Origin of the sequence: Xanthobacter oligotrophicus (assembly GCF_008364685.1) — a bacterium.
Classification (GTDB): Bacteria; Pseudomonadota; Alphaproteobacteria; order Rhizobiales; family Xanthobacteraceae; genus Xanthobacter; species Xanthobacter oligotrophicus.
On the sequence record NZ_VTTL01000003.1, the window covers coordinates 134,032 to 149,346 of the forward strand.

General features: G+C 67.3%; 8 protein-coding genes. 2 read left to right on the top strand and 6 right to left on the bottom strand.

What is annotated here, in order from left to right; genetic code table 11:
- Nucleotides 1-58: 58 nt before the first annotated feature.
- The 3 genes from FZ033_RS05665 to FZ033_RS05675 form a co-directional block, all read right to left on the bottom strand.
- Nucleotides 59-3,463, bottom strand: a complete 3,405-nt coding sequence (locus tag FZ033_RS05665) for a transglutaminase family protein (RefSeq protein ID WP_149575178.1) — start codon at nt 3,461-3,463, stop codon at nt 59-61.
- A 174-nt stretch (nt 3,464-3,637) separates the two neighbouring features.
- Nucleotides 3,638-6,847 (bottom strand): efflux RND transporter permease subunit, encoded by a 3,210-nt coding sequence (locus tag FZ033_RS05670; RefSeq protein ID WP_149575179.1) that lies wholly within the window; start codon nt 6,845-6,847, stop codon nt 3,638-3,640.
- 28 nt (nt 6,848-6,875) lie between these two features.
- Entirely contained in the window at nt 6,876-8,171 is a 1,296-nt protein-coding gene (locus FZ033_RS05675; protein ID WP_232847345.1) for an efflux RND transporter periplasmic adaptor subunit, read from the bottom strand.
- Between the two features lie 367 nt (nt 8,172-8,538).
- Here FZ033_RS05675 and secA point away from each other — a divergent pair, with 367 nt between their 5' ends.
- Nucleotides 8,539-11,331, top strand: a complete 2,793-nt coding sequence (gene secA, locus FZ033_RS05680; RefSeq protein ID WP_149575180.1) for a preprotein translocase subunit SecA — start codon at nt 8,539-8,541, stop codon at nt 11,329-11,331.
- Nucleotides 11,332-11,448: 117 nt separating this feature from the next.
- On the opposite strand, the gene FZ033_RS05685 is transcribed toward secA, so the two are convergent.
- The 3 genes from FZ033_RS05685 to FZ033_RS05695 form a co-directional block, all read right to left on the bottom strand.
- On the bottom strand, nt 11,449-12,138 hold the full coding sequence (locus FZ033_RS05685) for a Pr6Pr family membrane protein (protein ID WP_149575181.1): 690 nt from the start codon (nt 12,136-12,138) through the stop codon (nt 11,449-11,451).
- Between the two features lie 120 nt (nt 12,139-12,258).
- Nucleotides 12,259-13,635 (bottom strand): hypothetical protein, encoded by a 1,377-nt coding sequence (locus FZ033_RS05690; RefSeq protein WP_188079324.1) that lies wholly within the window; start codon nt 13,633-13,635, stop codon nt 12,259-12,261.
- Between the two features lie 192 nt (nt 13,636-13,827).
- The gene (locus tag FZ033_RS05695; RefSeq protein WP_149575182.1) at nt 13,828-14,781 is read right to left on the bottom strand and encodes an acetyl-CoA carboxylase carboxyltransferase subunit alpha; all 954 of its coding nucleotides are present in this window, start codon (nt 14,779-14,781) and stop codon (nt 13,828-13,830) included.
- Between the two features lie 312 nt (nt 14,782-15,093).
- Between FZ033_RS05695 and FZ033_RS05700 the strand changes: the two genes are divergently transcribed.
- Nucleotides 15,094-15,306, top strand: a complete 213-nt coding sequence (locus FZ033_RS05700) for a hypothetical protein (RefSeq protein ID WP_149575183.1) — start codon at nt 15,094-15,096, stop codon at nt 15,304-15,306.
- Nucleotides 15,307-15,315 lie beyond the last annotated feature (9 nt).

Consider the following 15,315-nt stretch of genomic DNA (forward strand, 5'->3'; position numbering starts at 1 on the left):
CGCCCCTGCCCCACCCCGTCCCGATGAGGAGGGATGAGGCAGGCAGCGGCCGGTGGCTTTACGCGCCGATGGGGCGGCGCAGGTCGAGGGTGGTGGGGAACTCGTCCGGCGCGTTCTCCTCCGGAACGGGGGTGGTGCCGGGCGTGTGGCCGTAATCCTGGAAGCGGGCGAGGCGGCGGGCCTCGGCTTCATAGGAATTCACCGGGAAGGTCTCGTAGCTGCGACCGCCCGGATGCGACACGTTATAGCGGCAGCCGCCGCGCGACCGCTCGCTCCAGGTGTCCACCACGTCGAAGGTGAGGGGCGCCTGGACCGGGATGGTGGGATGCAGGCCCGACCAGGGCTGCCACGCCTTGTAGCGCACGCCGGCCACGAAGGTGCCGTTGCGGCCGGTGGGCGCCAGCGGCAGCCGCCGCCCGTTGCAGGTGACGATATGGCGGGCGGGGTTGAAGCCCTCCACCTTCACCTGCAGGCGCTCCACGGACGAGTCCACGTAGCGCGCCGTGCCGCCGACGACGCCCTCTTCACCCAGCACATGCCAGCATTCGAGGGCCTGGCGGATCTCCAAGTCCACGCCGCCCCGCTGCACCTTGCCGTAGTGCGGGAAGCGGAACTCGAACTGGGCGCGGAACCACTCCGGATCGAAGCTGTAGCCGGCGTCCGAGAGGTCCTCCAGCACGTCCACGAAGTCGGCCCACACATAGTGGGGCAGCATGAAGCGGTCGTTGAGGATGGTGCCCCAGCGCGCGCACTTGCCGGTGACCGGCTTGTGCCACAGCCGGGCGACGAGGGCGCGCAGGAGCAGCTGCTGGGCCAGGCTCATGCGCCAGTCCGGCGGCATCTCGAAGCAGCGGAACTCCACCAGGCCCAGGCGGCCGGTGGGGCCGTCCGGCGAATAGAGCTTGTCGATGGAGATTTCGGTGCGGTGGGTGTTGCCGGTGACATCCACCAGGATGTTGCGCAGCAGGCGGTCCACCAGCCACGGCGGGGTCGGGCCTTCTTCCGCGCCCGGCAGGCCGATCTTGGAAAGCGCGATCTCCAGCTCGTAGAGGCTGTCGTGCCGCGCCTCGTCCACCCGCGGATGCTGCGAGGTCGGGCCGATGAAGAGGCCCGAGAACAGGTAGGACAAGGAAGGGTGGCGCTGCCAGAACAGCAGCAGGCTCTTCAGCACGTCCGGACGACGCAGGAACGGGCTGTCGGCCGGCGTGGCGCCGCCCACCACCACATGGTTGCCGCCGCCGGTGCCGGTGTGGCGGCCGTCCACCATGAACTTCTCGGTGCCGAGACGGGCCTGGCGCGCCTCCTCATAGAGGATGCGGGTGATCTCGACGCAGCCCTCCCACGAGTCCGACGGATGGACGTTGACTTCCAGCACGCCCGGATCCGGCGACAGGCGGATAAGGTGGAGGCGGTAGTCGAAGGGCGGCGGATAGCCTTCAAAATGAATGGGGGTGTTCAGCTCGATGGCCACCTGCTCGATGGCGGCGATGAGGTCCAGATAGTCTTCCAGAATCTCCACCGGCGGCAGGAACACGCACAGGCGACCGCCCCTCGGCTCCACGCAGAGCGCAGTGCGGGTGTCCTCGGTAAAGACCTGGGTGGAATTCTTGGCGAGATACTGGCGCACCAGCTCCTGCGCGCGCTCGCCGGTGCCGTAGGCCTCGGTGCGGGGCGCGATGCGATAGCGTTCGCGCGCATCGCTTGCCGGCTCACCGCCCCCATCGCCCGCGGGCGCGCCGCGGTAGCGGCCGGTGAAGGCCTCGGCGTCGGGCAGAGGGTCGCGCGGCTCGAACGGGTCGGCGGGCACGATGTAGGGATAGCGCGTGGGCGCCAGATACATCATGGATTCCAGCGGCAGCCGGTATCCGATCGGGCTTTCGCCGGGGATCAGGAACAGGAACTCGCGGCGGAAGGTCCAGGCTTCCGAGCGCCAGACCGGACCCTGCGGCGTCCGCACCCGCGCCAGGGGCAGCACCGAGCCGGTGGCATTGGCGAGGCCCTGGTTGAAGGTGCGCGCCAGCATGCGGCGCTGCACCTCGTCGGCCATGCGCTCGTCGCCGGGGGCGATGTTCTCGGGAAGGCACTGCTCCTTCCACATGAAATAGATGTTGTCCTCGAACGCCTGGTGCACGAACTGCTCGCCCACGGCCAGCTTCTCGGCCACGGCCTTGCAGAACCGCTCGGCATCGGCGGCGGTGACGCCGTAATCCACCGTCTCGTCCGCGATCAGGTCCTCGCGGGTCCAGATGGGCTGGCCGTCCTTGCGCCAGAACAGGTCGAACGACCAGCGCGGCAGCGTCTCGCCGGGATACCACTTGCCCTGGCCGTAATGCAGCACGCCCTCGGTGGAGAAGCGCTTGCGCAGGCGGCGGATGAGATCATCCGCGCGCACCCGCTTCTGCGGGCCGAGGGCCTCGGTGTTCCACTCCGGCGATTCATAGTCGTCGATGGAGACGAAGGTGGGCTCGCCGCCCATGGTCAGGCGCACGTCGCCGGCCTTGAGGTCCTCGTCGACCTTGTGGCCCAGCTCGTCGAGGGCGGCCCAGGTCTCGTCGGAGAACGGCAGGGTCACGCGCGGCGCCTCGGCCACGCGGGCGACGCTCATGTCGAAGCCGAATTCGGTCTCCGTCTTCTCCATCAGATAGCCGGTGATGGGGGCGGCGGAGCGATAGTGCGGGGTGGCGGCGAGCGGGATGTGCCCCTCGCCGCAGAGCAGGCCCGAGGTGGGGTCGAGGCCGATCCAGCCCGCGCCCGGCACATAGACCTCGCACCAGGCGTGCAGGTCGGTGAAGTCCACGTCGGTGCCGGAGGGACCGTCGAGGGCCGCCACGTCGGGCTTCAGCTGGATCAGGTAGCCGGAGACGAAGCGCGCGGCGAGGCCGAGATGGCGCAGCACCTGCACCAGCAGCCAGCCGGTGTCGCGGCAGGAGCCGAGCTTCTTGGTGAGCGTCTCGTCCGGGGTCTGGACGCCCGGCTCCATGCGGATGACGTAGCCGATCTCCTTCTGGAGCAGCTGGTTGATCTCCACCAGGAAATCCACGATCCGGCGCGGCTCGAGCGAGACGCCGGCGACGAAGGCGTCGAACGGGGCGCCCTCGTTCTCCAGCTCGAGGTAGGGGGCCAGCTCCGCCTTCAGCTCGGGGGTGTAGGCGAAGGGGAAGTTCTCGGCATATTCCTCGACGAAGAAGTCGAATGGATTGAGCACGTCGAGCTTGGCGAGGAGGTCCACCTCGACCTTGAACTCCTCCACCTTCTCCGGGAACACGATGCGCGCGAGCCAGTTGCCGAACGGGTCCTGCTGCCAGTTGATGAAATGTTCAGCTGGTGAAATCTTGAGCGAATAGGCGGGGATCTCGGTACGGCTGTGCGGCGCCGGACGCAGCCGGATGGTCTGCGGTCCCATGGTGACCGGGCGCTCGTACTTGTAGCTCGTAACGTGATGCAGGCTCGCGAGGATCGACATATATGGCACCTGGTCCTGCGGGCATTGGCCCTACGGGCAGCCCAAGGGGTGGGGTGGGCGGTTTCCGGCCAAGGTTAGACAAGGCCGTTATAGGGAGAAAGCGCGACTTTGCGGCGACATCTGCCCACAGAACGGGCAGATGTCACGGGTTTCGGCAGGGCCGGCGCGCCCCGATCAGGCAGATGCGGGCGCGGGTGGCACGCCGGCATCGGCCGCAGGGGCTTCCGGCGGCTCGGGCGGCGCATGGCCCGCAGGCTTCTTCCTGCCCTTCAGCTTCTCCTCGAACCGCTGCAGCACCGTATAGAACGACGGCACGAACAGCACCGCGAGGCAGGTGGACGCCAGCATGCCCGACACCACCGCGATGCCGATGGATTTGCGGGAATTGGCGCCGGCGCCGGTGGCGAACACCAGCGGCAGCACGCCCAGGATGAAGGCGAAAGAGGTCATGAGGATGGGGCGGAACCTGAGGCGCGAGGCCTCCACCGCCGCATCCATGATCTCCATGCCCTCCGCCCGTTTCTCGCGCGCATATTCCACGATGAGGATGGCGTTCTTCGAGGCAAGGGCGATCAAGAGCACCAGGCCGATCTGGGTGTAGAGGTTGTTGGAGATGCCGAGGCCCACCAGCGCCCCCACCGTGCCGAGCAGCGCCAAAGGCACCGCCAGGATCACCGCCATGGGCTGGATCCAGCTCTCATACTGGCCGGCCAGCACGAAATAGACCAGCAGGATGGCGAGGCCGAACACGTAGTAGATCTGATTGCCGACCGCCTTCTCCTGGTAGGACATGGCGGTCCACTCGAAGCCCGTGCCGGGAGGCAGGGTCGCTGTGGCGATCTGCTCCATGAGGGAGAGCGCCTGGCCCGAGGAGAAGCCCTGGGAGGTGCCGCCCACGACGGTGGAGCTGGGATAGAGATTGTAGAGCGAGATCAGCGGCGGCCCCTGCACCATTTTCACGGTGACGAGGGTGCCCAGCGGGATCATCTGCCCCTTGGGCGTGCGCACCTTCAGGTTGGTGAGGTCGGTCGGGGTGACGCGATAGCCCGATTCGGCCTGCACATAGACCTGGAAGACGTTGCCGAACTTGTTGATCTGGTTGACGTAGGTCGAGCCGAGATAGGACGAGATGGTGTCGAACACCTGCCCCACCGTGACCCCCAGCGTCTCCGCCTTGACGCGGTTGACCTCCACCTCGATCTGCGGCGCCCCGGCGCGGAACGACGAGGAGACGTGCTGGAGGGCGGACTGGGCCGACGCCTTGTCCACCATCGAGGTGGTGATCTGCTCCAGCAGGCGGTAGTCGAAATTACCGTTGCGCAGCTGGGGCTGCATGGTGAAGCCGGCGGCGTTGCCGATGCCCTGGATGGCCGGCGGCAACAGGATCAGCACCTCCGCCTGCACCACGTCCGCCACCGCCTTGTTGAGGTTGATGTAGAGCGAGAGCAGGTCCTGTCCGGTGGTGGCATAGCGCTCCGACCACGGCTTCAGGGTGATGTAGGTGACGCCCGCATTGGCGAGGGTGGATGAATTGTCCAGCACCGAGATGCCGGAGATGGCGAGCACGGTCTCGACCCCCGGCACCTTGCGGATGCGCTCGCTGACATCAGCCATCACCTTCTTGGTGCGGTTGAGGTTCGATGCGTCCGGCAATTGCACGTGGGCGAGAAAATAGCCCTGGTCCTCGATGGGGAGGAAGGACGTGGGCACGCGGGTGAGGCCGTAGGCGGCGACGCCCATGAGCGCCAGGGCGATGATCACCATGACCTTGGAGTGATGCACCATGCGGGAGATGAGGCCCGTATAGCCGTGCTCGGCCTTGGCGTAGATCTTGTTGAAGCCGCGAAAGATGAAGTTGCGCTTTTCCGGCGGCACCGGCCGGCGCAGCCAAAGGGCGCACTGGGTGGGCTTCAGCGTCGCCGCATTGATGGCCGAGATGAAAGCCGTGGCGGCGATGACCAGCGCGAACTGCTTGAACATCTGCCCGGTCAGGCCGGGGATGAACGAGGCCGGCAGGAACACGGACATGAGCACCAGCGTGATGCCCACCACCGGGCCGAACAGCTCGTCCATGGCCTTCTCGGCGGCCGGCTGGCCCGCCATGCCTTCCTCGATGTGGCGGGCGACGCCCTCCACGATGACGATGGCGTCGTCCACCACGATGCCGATGGCCAGGATGATGGCGAACAGCGTGGACAGGTTGATGGTGAAGCCCATGGCGTCCATGGCCGCGAACGCGCCGATGATGGTCACCGGCACGGTGGTGGCCGGCACCAGGGTCGCCCGCCAGTCCTGGAGGAACAGCAGGATCACCACCAGCACCAGGAGCGCCGCCTCGAACAGGGTCTTCCAGACCTCGTCGATGGAGGCGGACACGAACAGGGTGGTGTTGAAGGGGATGCTGTATTCGAGGCCTTCGGGGAAGTCCTTCTTCAGCTCTTCCATTTTCTTGGAGACGCGCGCCGCCACGTCGAGGGCGTTGGCGGCGGGCAGCTGGAAGATGCCGATACCGGCAGCAGGCTTGTTGTCCTGCATGAAATCCTTGGAATAGCTCTGCGCACCCAGCTCCACCCGGCCGATATCGCGGATGCGGACGATGCGGCCACCGTCCGAATTGTCCACCTTGACGATGATGTTCTCATAGTCCTTGGCGTCGTCGAGGCGGCCGGCGATGTTCACCGTATATTGGAAGGAGGCATTGTCCGGCGCCGGCGGAATGCCGAGCTGGCCGGGGGTGACGATCTGGCTCTGCTTCTGGACGGCGTTGGAAATGTCCTGGGGCGTCAGCCCGAAGGCCTGCATGCGGTCCGGGTCCATCCAGATGCGCAGGGCATAGGTGCCGGCGCCGAAGATGCCCACGTTGGCGACGCCCGCCACGCGTTCCAGCTCGTTCTGGATGTTGATGATGGCGTAGTTGTTGAGGAACAGCCCGTCATAGCGCCCGTCCGGCGAGATCAGGGTCACGAACTCGAGGATCGAGGTGCCCTTCTGCAGGATGGTGACGCCCTGCGCCTGCACCGCCGTGGGCAGCGAGGCGAGGGCGATGTTGACGCGGTTCTGCACCAGCACCTGCGCCATGTTGGGATCGGCGCCGATCTCGAAGGTGACGACCAGCGTGTAGGTGCCATCCGAGGCCGACCACGACTGCATGTACAGCATGCCCTCGACGCCGTTCACCTGCTGCTCGATGGGCAGGGCGACGGTGTCGATCATCGTCTTGGCGGAGGCGCCGGGATAGGAGGTCGACACCGAGACCGTGGGCGGCACGATGTTGGGATACTGCGACACCGGCAGCCGCGACAGCGAGACCAGGCCGATCAGCACGAAGACCAGTGCGAGCACATTCGAGAGGACCGGCCGCTCGATGAAAAAGCGCGATATCATGGGCGCTGCCTCTTTCTTCGAGAGCGGGTCAGTTCTTCTGTGTCGCGGGTGCCTGCGACGGCGCCACCGAGGGCGCAGCCTTGGCGGGTGCATCGGCGGGCGCGACGCCCGCGGGCTTGGCCAGGGGCTTGTTGCCCTGGTCGACGGCGGGCGGCGCGATGCCGACGATCGTGCCCTCCTCCACCTTCACCTTGGAGCCCGGCACCGCGCGCTGGATGCCGTTGATGATGATGCGGTCGCCGGCCTTCAGCCCGCTCTGGATGGCGCGCAGCCCGTCGGCCTGGAGCTGGCCGAGGGTCACCTGGGTCTGGGAGACCACATTGTCCGCGCTCACGGTCAGGACATAGGGCCCGAGCTGGTTGGCGTTGAGGGCGGCATCCGGCACCAGCACGGTGGTCTGCGCCGCGCCGAGCGGCACCCGCACCCGCGCGAACAGGCCCGGCAGAAGCGCGAAATCGTCGTTCTGGAAAATGCCGCGCACGGTCAGGGTGCCGAGGTTCGGGTCCACCTGCGGCGCCACATAGTCGATCTTGCCCTGATGGGGATAGCCGGTCTCGGTCTGGAGACCGATCTCGATGGCAAGGTCCGGCACGTCACGGGTGAGGGAGACCAGCGAACGGCCCTGCTTGGCCAGGTGCTCCTTGATCCGCAGCACCTCCTGCTCGCTCAGGGTGAACCAGACCCAGATGGGGTTGATCTGCACCACGGTGGCGAGCTTCGTGGGGCCGCTGTAGCCCACCAGCGCACCCACGTCCTGGAGATGGGCGGTGACGGCGCCGTCGAAGGGCGCCGTGATCTGGGTATAGCTGAGATTGATCTGGGCCAGCACCAGGGAGGCCTGGGCGTTCGCCACCTCGGCGACCGCAGAATCGCGCTTGGCCCGGGCCTGGTCGAGGGTGGCCTGGGAGGCGAAATCCTGCTTGGCGAGCTGGGCCTGGCGGTTGAACTCGGCCTCGGCCTGCACCTGCGAGGCCTGGTTGGCGGCGAGCTGAGCCTTGGCCTGGTCCACCTGGGCCTTGTACTGGTCCTGCTCGATCACGAACAGGACGGTGCCCTTCTTGGCGAACTGGCCGTCCCGGTAGTTGATCTGCGTGAGGAAGCCCTGGACACGGGCCTCCAGGTCCACCGAATTGATGGCGGCGGTGTTGCCGGTCAGCTCGAGGAAGCGGGTGACCGGCTTCTCCAGAACGGGGGCAACGGTAACGGCAGCGGGGGGCGGCGGTACGTAGGTATTCTTTTCCTCGCAGGCCGAGAGCAGAAAAGCCGCGCAAAGCGCCACCATGCCGTGGCGCAGCCCGCCGGACACCCCGATCCCCCCCACCATACCGCATTCCCCCATATCGCAGTTGCGCCGGATACTAAGCACCGGGTCATGACGTGTCCATGAGAGGAATGGGCCGAACGGTGCCCATGCCCCTGACGACGCTGCGGCAGCGCCGCTGCCGCCCCCACTCGCATTGACATTGCCCTGACCCGTTCATAAGTGTCCGCGTGGCACGCTGCCCAAGAAAGGGGAGCGGGACTTGAGGAGCGGGATCTGGGCTGCGCGCTTTGCCGCTGCGCCCGCCCCGTCCCTTCGGACTTGCTGACGCCGCATTGAAGGTGTCCAACGGCGCATCATTTCCCGGAGGGTCCGGCGGCTCGTCTCCGCCCTCCCTGAGACCTGACGGATCGGAACAGAGACACAACTCATGTTAGGTGGACTTGCCCGCAAGCTCTTCGGCTCCGCGAACGATCGCCGGGTGAAGGGATACCGTCCCCGCGTTCAGGCCATCAATGCGCTGGAGCCGGAGCTGGAAGCCCTCTCCGACGAGGCGCTCCGGGCCCGCACCGAAGATTTTCGCCGCCAGCTGGCCGAGGGCAAGACCCTCGACGACCTGCTGGTGCCTGCCTTCGCCACCGTGCGCGAGGGCGCCAAGCGTGCCTTGGGCATGCGCCCATTCGACGTGCAGCTCATCGGCGGCATGGTGTTGCACGAAGCCGGCATCGCCGAGATGAAGACCGGCGAAGGCAAGACCCTGGTCGCCACCCTCCCGGTCTATCTCAATGCCCTGGCCGGCAAGGGCGTGCACGTGGTGACGGTGAATGACTACCTCGCCAAGCGCGACGCCGAATGGATGGGGCGGCTGTACCGCTTCCTCGGCCTCTCCACCGGCATCATCGTCCATGGCCTCGACGACGACGAGCGGCGCGTGGCCTATGCCAGCGACGTGACCTACGCCACCAACAACGAGCTGGGCTTCGACTATCTGCGCGACAACATGAAGTACGAGCGCGGCCAGATGGTCCAGCGCCCGCAATTCTACGCCATCGTGGACGAGGTGGACTCCATCCTCATCGACGAGGCGCGCACGCCCCTCATCATCTCCGGCCCGCTCGACGACCGCTCCGACTTCTACAACACCATCGACGCCTACATTCCGCGCCTCGGCAAGGAAGACTACGAGGTGGACGAGAAGCAGCGTTCCGTCTCCATGACCGAAGCCGGCATGGAGAAGATGGAGCAGATGCTCAGCGCCGCCGGGGTGCTGAAGTCGGACTCCCTCTACGACATCGAGAACGTCTCGGTGGTCCACCACGTGAACCAGGCCCTGCGCGCCCACACCCTGTTCCAGCGCGACAAGGACTACATCGTCCGCAACGACGAAGTGGTGATCATCGACGAGTTCACCGGCCGCATGATGCCGGGCCGGCGCTATTCGGAAGGCCTGCACCAGGCGCTGGAGGCCAAGGAGCGCGTCCAGGTCCAGCCTGAGAACCAGACGCTGGCCTCCATCACCTTCCAGAATTATTTCCGCCTCTACGAGAAGCTGTCCGGCATGACCGGCACCGCCAACACCGAGGCGGCGGAATTCGCCGACATCTACAAGCTCGAGGTGGTGGAGATCCCCACCAACGTGCACATCTCGCGCATCGACGACGATGACGAGGTCTATCGCACCGCCGGCGAGAAGTACGCCGCCATCATCGAGCTGATCAAGGAGTGCGCGGAGCGCAGCCAGCCGGTGCTGGTGGGCACCACCTCCATCGAGAAGTCCGAGCTTCTGGCCGAGCTGCTGAAGCAGGCCGGCTTCCGCCAGAAGGACTTCTCCGACCCCACCGCCTTCAACGGCCGCGAGCTTCTCATCAACGACCGCTCCGGCAAGAGCTTCGCGGTGCTGAACGCGCGCTACCACGAGCAGGAGGCCTATATCGTCTCCCAGGCGGGCGTGCCGGGGGCGATCACCATCGCCACCAACATGGCCGGCCGCGGCACCGACATCAAGCTCGGCGGCTCGGCCGACATGCGCATCGAGATCGAGCTGAAGGACCTGCCCGAGGGTGTCGAGCGCGCCGCGGCGGAAGCCAGGATCCGCGCCGAGGTGGAAGAGCTGAAGCAGAAGGCGCTGGAGGCCGGCGGCCTCTACGTGCTCGGCACCGAGCGCCACGAAAGCCGGCGCATCGACAACCAGCTGCGCGGCCGCTCCGGCCGCCAGGGCGACCCCGGCCATTCCAAGTTCTTCCTGTCGCTCGACGACGACCTGATGCGCATCTTCGGGTCGGACCGGCTCGACGGCATGCTGCAGCGCCTCGGCCTCAAGGAAGGCGAGGCCATCATCCATCCCTGGATCAACAAGGCCCTGGAGAAGGCGCAGCAGAAGGTCGAGGCGCGCAACTACGACATGCGCAAGAACGTCCTCAAGTATGACGACGTGCTGAACGACCAGCGCAAGGTGGTGTTCGAGCAGCGCGTGGAGCTGATGAACGACGAAGACGTGGCCGAGACGGTGGAGGACATGCGCCATGCCCTCATCACCGAGACCGTGGCCAAGTTCATTCCCGAGAACGCCTATCCCGAGCAGTGGGACGTGGACGGCCTCGACGCCGCGCTGAAGGAAATGCTGGCCCTCGACCTTCCGGTGAAGGACTGGGCCAAGGAAGAGGGCATCGCCGGCCCCGAGGTCACCGAGCGCATCATCCGCCGCGCCGACGAGCTGATGGCCGCCAAGACCGCCCAGTATGGGCCGGACATCATGCGCTATGTGGAGAAGTCCATCCTTCTCCAGACCCTCGACCATCTCTGGCGCGAGCATATCGGCATGCTGGACCACCTGCGGCAGGTGGTGGGCCTGCGCGGCTACGCCCAGCGCGATCCGCTCAACGAATACAAGTCGGAAGCCTTCAACCTGTTCTCCGCGCTGCTGAACCGGCTGCGGGAGGTGGTCACCGCCCAGCTCATGCGGGTGGAGATCGTGACCCAGCCGCCGCCGGAAGAGCTGCCGCTGATGGAAGCCCACCACGCCGACCCCTTCACCGGGGAAGACGAGATGGCGTTCTCCGGCGCGGCCCTGGGCAGCCGGCCGGAGCCGCTCCTCTCCGGCGACCTCGCCGTGGCCGAGCGCGATCCCAACGATCCAGAGAGCTGGGGCAAGGTGGGCCGCAACGAGGCCTGCCCCTGCGGCTCCGGCAAGAAGTACAAGCACTGCCACGGCCGCTTCGCCTGAGGCAGGATGAGAGGCCGCCCCCAGCGGGGGCGGCCCAGTGGCTGGGATCAACGCCCTGCGCTCAGGCGCAGCGCCGGATGAGCGTGACCCGAAAGCCTTAGGTTCGGGCCGCAATGCTCAGGGCTTGCGGCACGCCAGGAGCCGGTCGAGCCCCAGAAAGATCAGCGCCGTCGCCAGGAACACCGCCGCCAGCAGGACGGTATTGAGCGCCATGCGCCCATCCCCCAGCTTGGCCGGATCCAGGAACCAGTAGGCATACCAGCCATCCGCCTCGCCCCGCGCCAGCGCATAGGCGAGGTACAGGACCGGTGGCGCCATGGCCCAGGCCGCGTCCCGCACGCCGAGACGGCCGAGACTGCCCTCCCCGAGACTCCCGCTCCCCGGCTCCGCCCGCGCCGCCAGCACCCAGGTGGCCAGGAAGAGCACCGGCGTGGCCTGATGCAGCAGGCGGTCGGCCACCAGTTGCCAGCCCTCCGGTTTCCACACATTGCGCAGCAGCAGGGCATAGATGATGCCCACGAGCACGATGGACACCACCGCCGCGAGCCGCACCCGCGGCCCAGCCATGGGGCCGTTGGGACGACGCGCATAGGCGCTCGCCACCGCGGCTACGAACAGGTTGGTGAGAACGGTGAAATAGCCCAGGAAGCGCCACAGGGCCGGCCCGAAGCCGTCGCCGGCGGCGGCCATCTTCTCCACCACGATGCCGAGCTGAAGCGCCAGCGCGCCCCACGCCACCAGCGCCGTAACGGCGCTCAGCCGCCGCGCCCAAATAGCGCTCGTCCAGGCTCCGATTTCTTGTCCCACGCCCCTGCCCTCCCCCGAGGCTGAGGCGCGACAAAGGACCAGGCCAGACAGACGCGCCCCATATGGGCGCAAGCCTAAGCGCGGCCGCATGGCCCCCGCAAGGGGGCCGCGACCGGAGCCTTATTGCGAGAACGTGCCGGTGGACATGATGGCCGAGCCACCCGACACCGAGGCCGGCGGCGTCAGCGTGCCAACGGAAGCAACCGTGGCCGGCCTGTAGGCCTGGGCTGCCGGCTTGTCCGATGCCGAATTCGCAGGCACAGGCTTGGCCGCAGACGAGGCCACAACAGGCTTGGCCGTCGCGGAAGCCGCCACCGGCTTGGACGCCGGCGTCACCACCCGCGCCGCCGGGGCAGGCTTGGCAGTCGGTAGCGGAGCCGGCGCGGCGGCTGCGGCAGGAGCGACGGGCGCGCTGCTGGCCGTCGCCACGGGGGCAACCGGCGCCTCCGTATCCAGCGCCACCTTCTCAGGGGTCATCTTGGGCGGATTCACATATTCGGGCAGCGTGCCGGGCGCCGCGGCGAAGGACATCTGGCCGCTCTCGCGCTCCTTCAGCTTGGCGAGGAAGACCGGGTGCATGCCGCCGTCCGCATTGGTGCGCACCGGCGCCAGCGGCGAGGACGGCGCGAGCGCGGCCACCTGGGCCTCGTCGCTGCGCTGCTTCTCGGCCACGGCCGAGGCCACCTGGGGCGGCACCTGGTAGGGCGGGCAGGACATGTTGGCGTCGAAGCTGCGGCCAGGAACCGGCTCGGCGTCGAACACATAGGAGCGCCCGCAGACATTGACCTTCGGCACCTGTTTGGTGACCTCGAAATGGTCGTAGCCTTGCTTCAGGTTGCGCCAGAACGCCATGTTCGGGTTGTTGCGGTGGCGGGCAAGGTTCTTCGGCGTCATGCGGAAGGGATAGGCCTGCACCTGGAAGCCCCGCTGGCCACCCGCGAAGCTCTCCCGCGCCAGGGAGAAGATCTCGGAAATCTGCTCGTCCGTCATGGCGTAGCAGCCGGCCGACGAGCAGTCGCCGTGCACCATGAGGAACTCGCCCGTCCGCCCGTAGGAGCGATCGAAGGCGTTGGGGAAGCCGAGGTTGAAGGACAGATAGTAGCTGGAGTTCGGGTTCATCTGCCCCGGGGTGATGGTGTAGAAGCCCTCCGGCGCCTGCCGGTCACCCATGTTCACTTTCGGGCCCAGTTCGCCCGACCAGCGGCAGATGGGGTAGGTCTTCAGCAGCGCATAGGAGCCGTCGGAGGTGGCTTTCCACACTTCCAGCTCGGCTTCCTGCTTGAAGATGCGCACGAGCATGGGGCTCGCGGGCGACATGTCCTTCTGCGCGATCAGGGACACCATCTCGGGCGTCAGCGGCTTGTTGGCCTTGCGCGCCACTTCGGAGTCGGTCTGGTTGCAGGCGGCGAGCGCGAGCGCTGCGGTGGCGGCCAGGGCCACCATGCGGATGCGGGACGAGACCATCGTCCACGAACGGTTCGACGCGAAACGGTTCACCGCGCAACTCCTGGGTCCGTATCGGCCACATGGACCGACAGGGTTAGCCCCTTCCCCTTGACGATGCGTTAGCACCCTCGACCGCCGCGCGGAGCGTTGCCGCTACCGCCTGGGCAGGCTTGGAGAAAATAAGGCAAATGCGGCCAAGATGAGATGCCGGACCGGCATGGGCCGCCTGCCGTGCGCTCATGGTTAAAGCGACCGGCCGATTGCGAGAAATTTGTCACGCCGCGCCTTGCGCACGGCAGCACCGTCGAGCCCGGCGAGCTGCGACAGCGCATCGGCGATGGCATCCCCGGCGGCACCGATGGTGGCTTCCGGATCGCGATGGGCGCCGCCGGGCGGCTCCTTCACGATGGCATCGATGATGCCGAACTTCAGCAGGTCCTGCGCCGTGATCTTCATGTTGGTGGCGGCGTCCTGCGCCTTCGCGGTGTCGCGCCACAGGATGGAGGCCGCGCCTTCCGGCGAGATCACGCTGTAGATGGCGTGCTCCATCATCAACACCTTGCTAGCGGTGGCGATGGCGATGGCCCCGCCCGAGCCGCCCTCGCCGATCACCAGCGCCACGTTGGGCGCGCCCAGCGCGAGGCAGGCATCGGTGGAGCGGGCGATGGCCTCGGCCTGGCCGCGCTCCTCGGCGCCGATGCCGGGATAGGCGCCGGCGGTGTCCACCAGCGAGATCAGGGGAATGCCGAAGCGGTCGGCCAGCTCCATGATGCGCGCCGCCTTGCGGTAGCCCTCGGGGCGCGCCATGCCGAAATTGTGCCGGATGCGGGTTTCCGTGGTGGAGCCCTTCTCGTGGCCCAGCACGCACACCGCCTCGCCGCGGAAGCGGGCGAAGCCGCCGATGATGGCCTCGTCCTCGCCGAACTTGCGATCACCGGCCAGCGGGGTGAAATCCTCGAACAGGCCCTTGGCGAAATCGGCGAAATGGGGCCGCTGCGGATGCCGCGCGACCAGCGTCTTCTGCCAGGGGGTGAGATTTGCGTAGAGGGCGAGGAGCGCCTCGCGGGCCTTGGTCTCGAGCCGCTGCACCTCGTCGGTGATGGTTACACCATCGCCCGCAGAGGCAAGCGCGCGCAGCTCTTCCACCTTGGCCTCGAGTTCGGCGACCGGCTTCTCGAAGTCCAGATAGCTGCGCATGAGGGTCCGTAAAGGTTGGAGGAGGCCCGTTACCGGCGCCGCCCACGGGGCCGGAAGCTGCCTGCGCCGGGTCGGCAAGTCAAGGTCGGCAAATCAAGGTCGTCACGTCAAGCCTGGCAGCGCAAGTCCCAGACATCACGGTTGCCGGTCAGGCATCCCGATCTTGCGCTCTGCCCGCACCGGCCAAAGCCGCTGTGAAACGCCGCCGCTCTGAAACGTGAAGGCCGCACCGCCCCTTTCGCGTTCGGCACTGCAACGGAAGGGGCGGCGAGAGCGTTGTTCCCCAATCATGGTCACATCATGGAGGCAGCCATGGCCGCCCATAAACGTACCCTCCCCCGCCAGAGCGCTCCGAAGGCCGCAAAGCCCGGCCGCGCGCCGGCCTCCCCGGCGCCACCGCCGGAATACGACTTTCCCGCCGCCGGCCCCCATGCCCGGCCCGAGCTGATGGATCCCGAGCGCACCCCCGGCACCGGCGCCCTCTCGGAGCCGGGCCGCTCGCGGGACGGGGACGCGACGGGCTGACGCAGGCGC

Bases quoted from the DNA above. Each gene is read 5' to 3' on its own strand.
- FZ033_RS05695 (WP_149575182.1), bottom strand. From the start codon at position 14,781: ATGCGCAGCTATCTGGACTTCGAGAAGCCGGTCGCCGAACTCGAGGCC.
- secA (WP_149575180.1), top strand. From the start codon at position 8,539: ATGTTAGGTGGACTTGCCCGCAAGCTCTTCGGCTCCGCGAACGATCGC.
- FZ033_RS05675 (WP_232847345.1), bottom strand. From the start codon at position 8,171: ATGGTGGGGGGGATCGGGGTGTCCGGCGGGCTGCGCCACGGCATGGTG.
- FZ033_RS05700 (WP_149575183.1), top strand. From the start codon at position 15,094: ATGGCCGCCCATAAACGTACCCTCCCCCGCCAGAGCGCTCCGAAGGCC.
- FZ033_RS05665 (WP_149575178.1), bottom strand. From the start codon at position 3,463: ATGTCGATCCTCGCGAGCCTGCATCACGTTACGAGCTACAAGTACGAG.
- FZ033_RS05670 (WP_149575179.1), bottom strand. From the start codon at position 6,847: ATGATATCGCGCTTTTTCATCGAGCGGCCGGTCCTCTCGAATGTGCTC.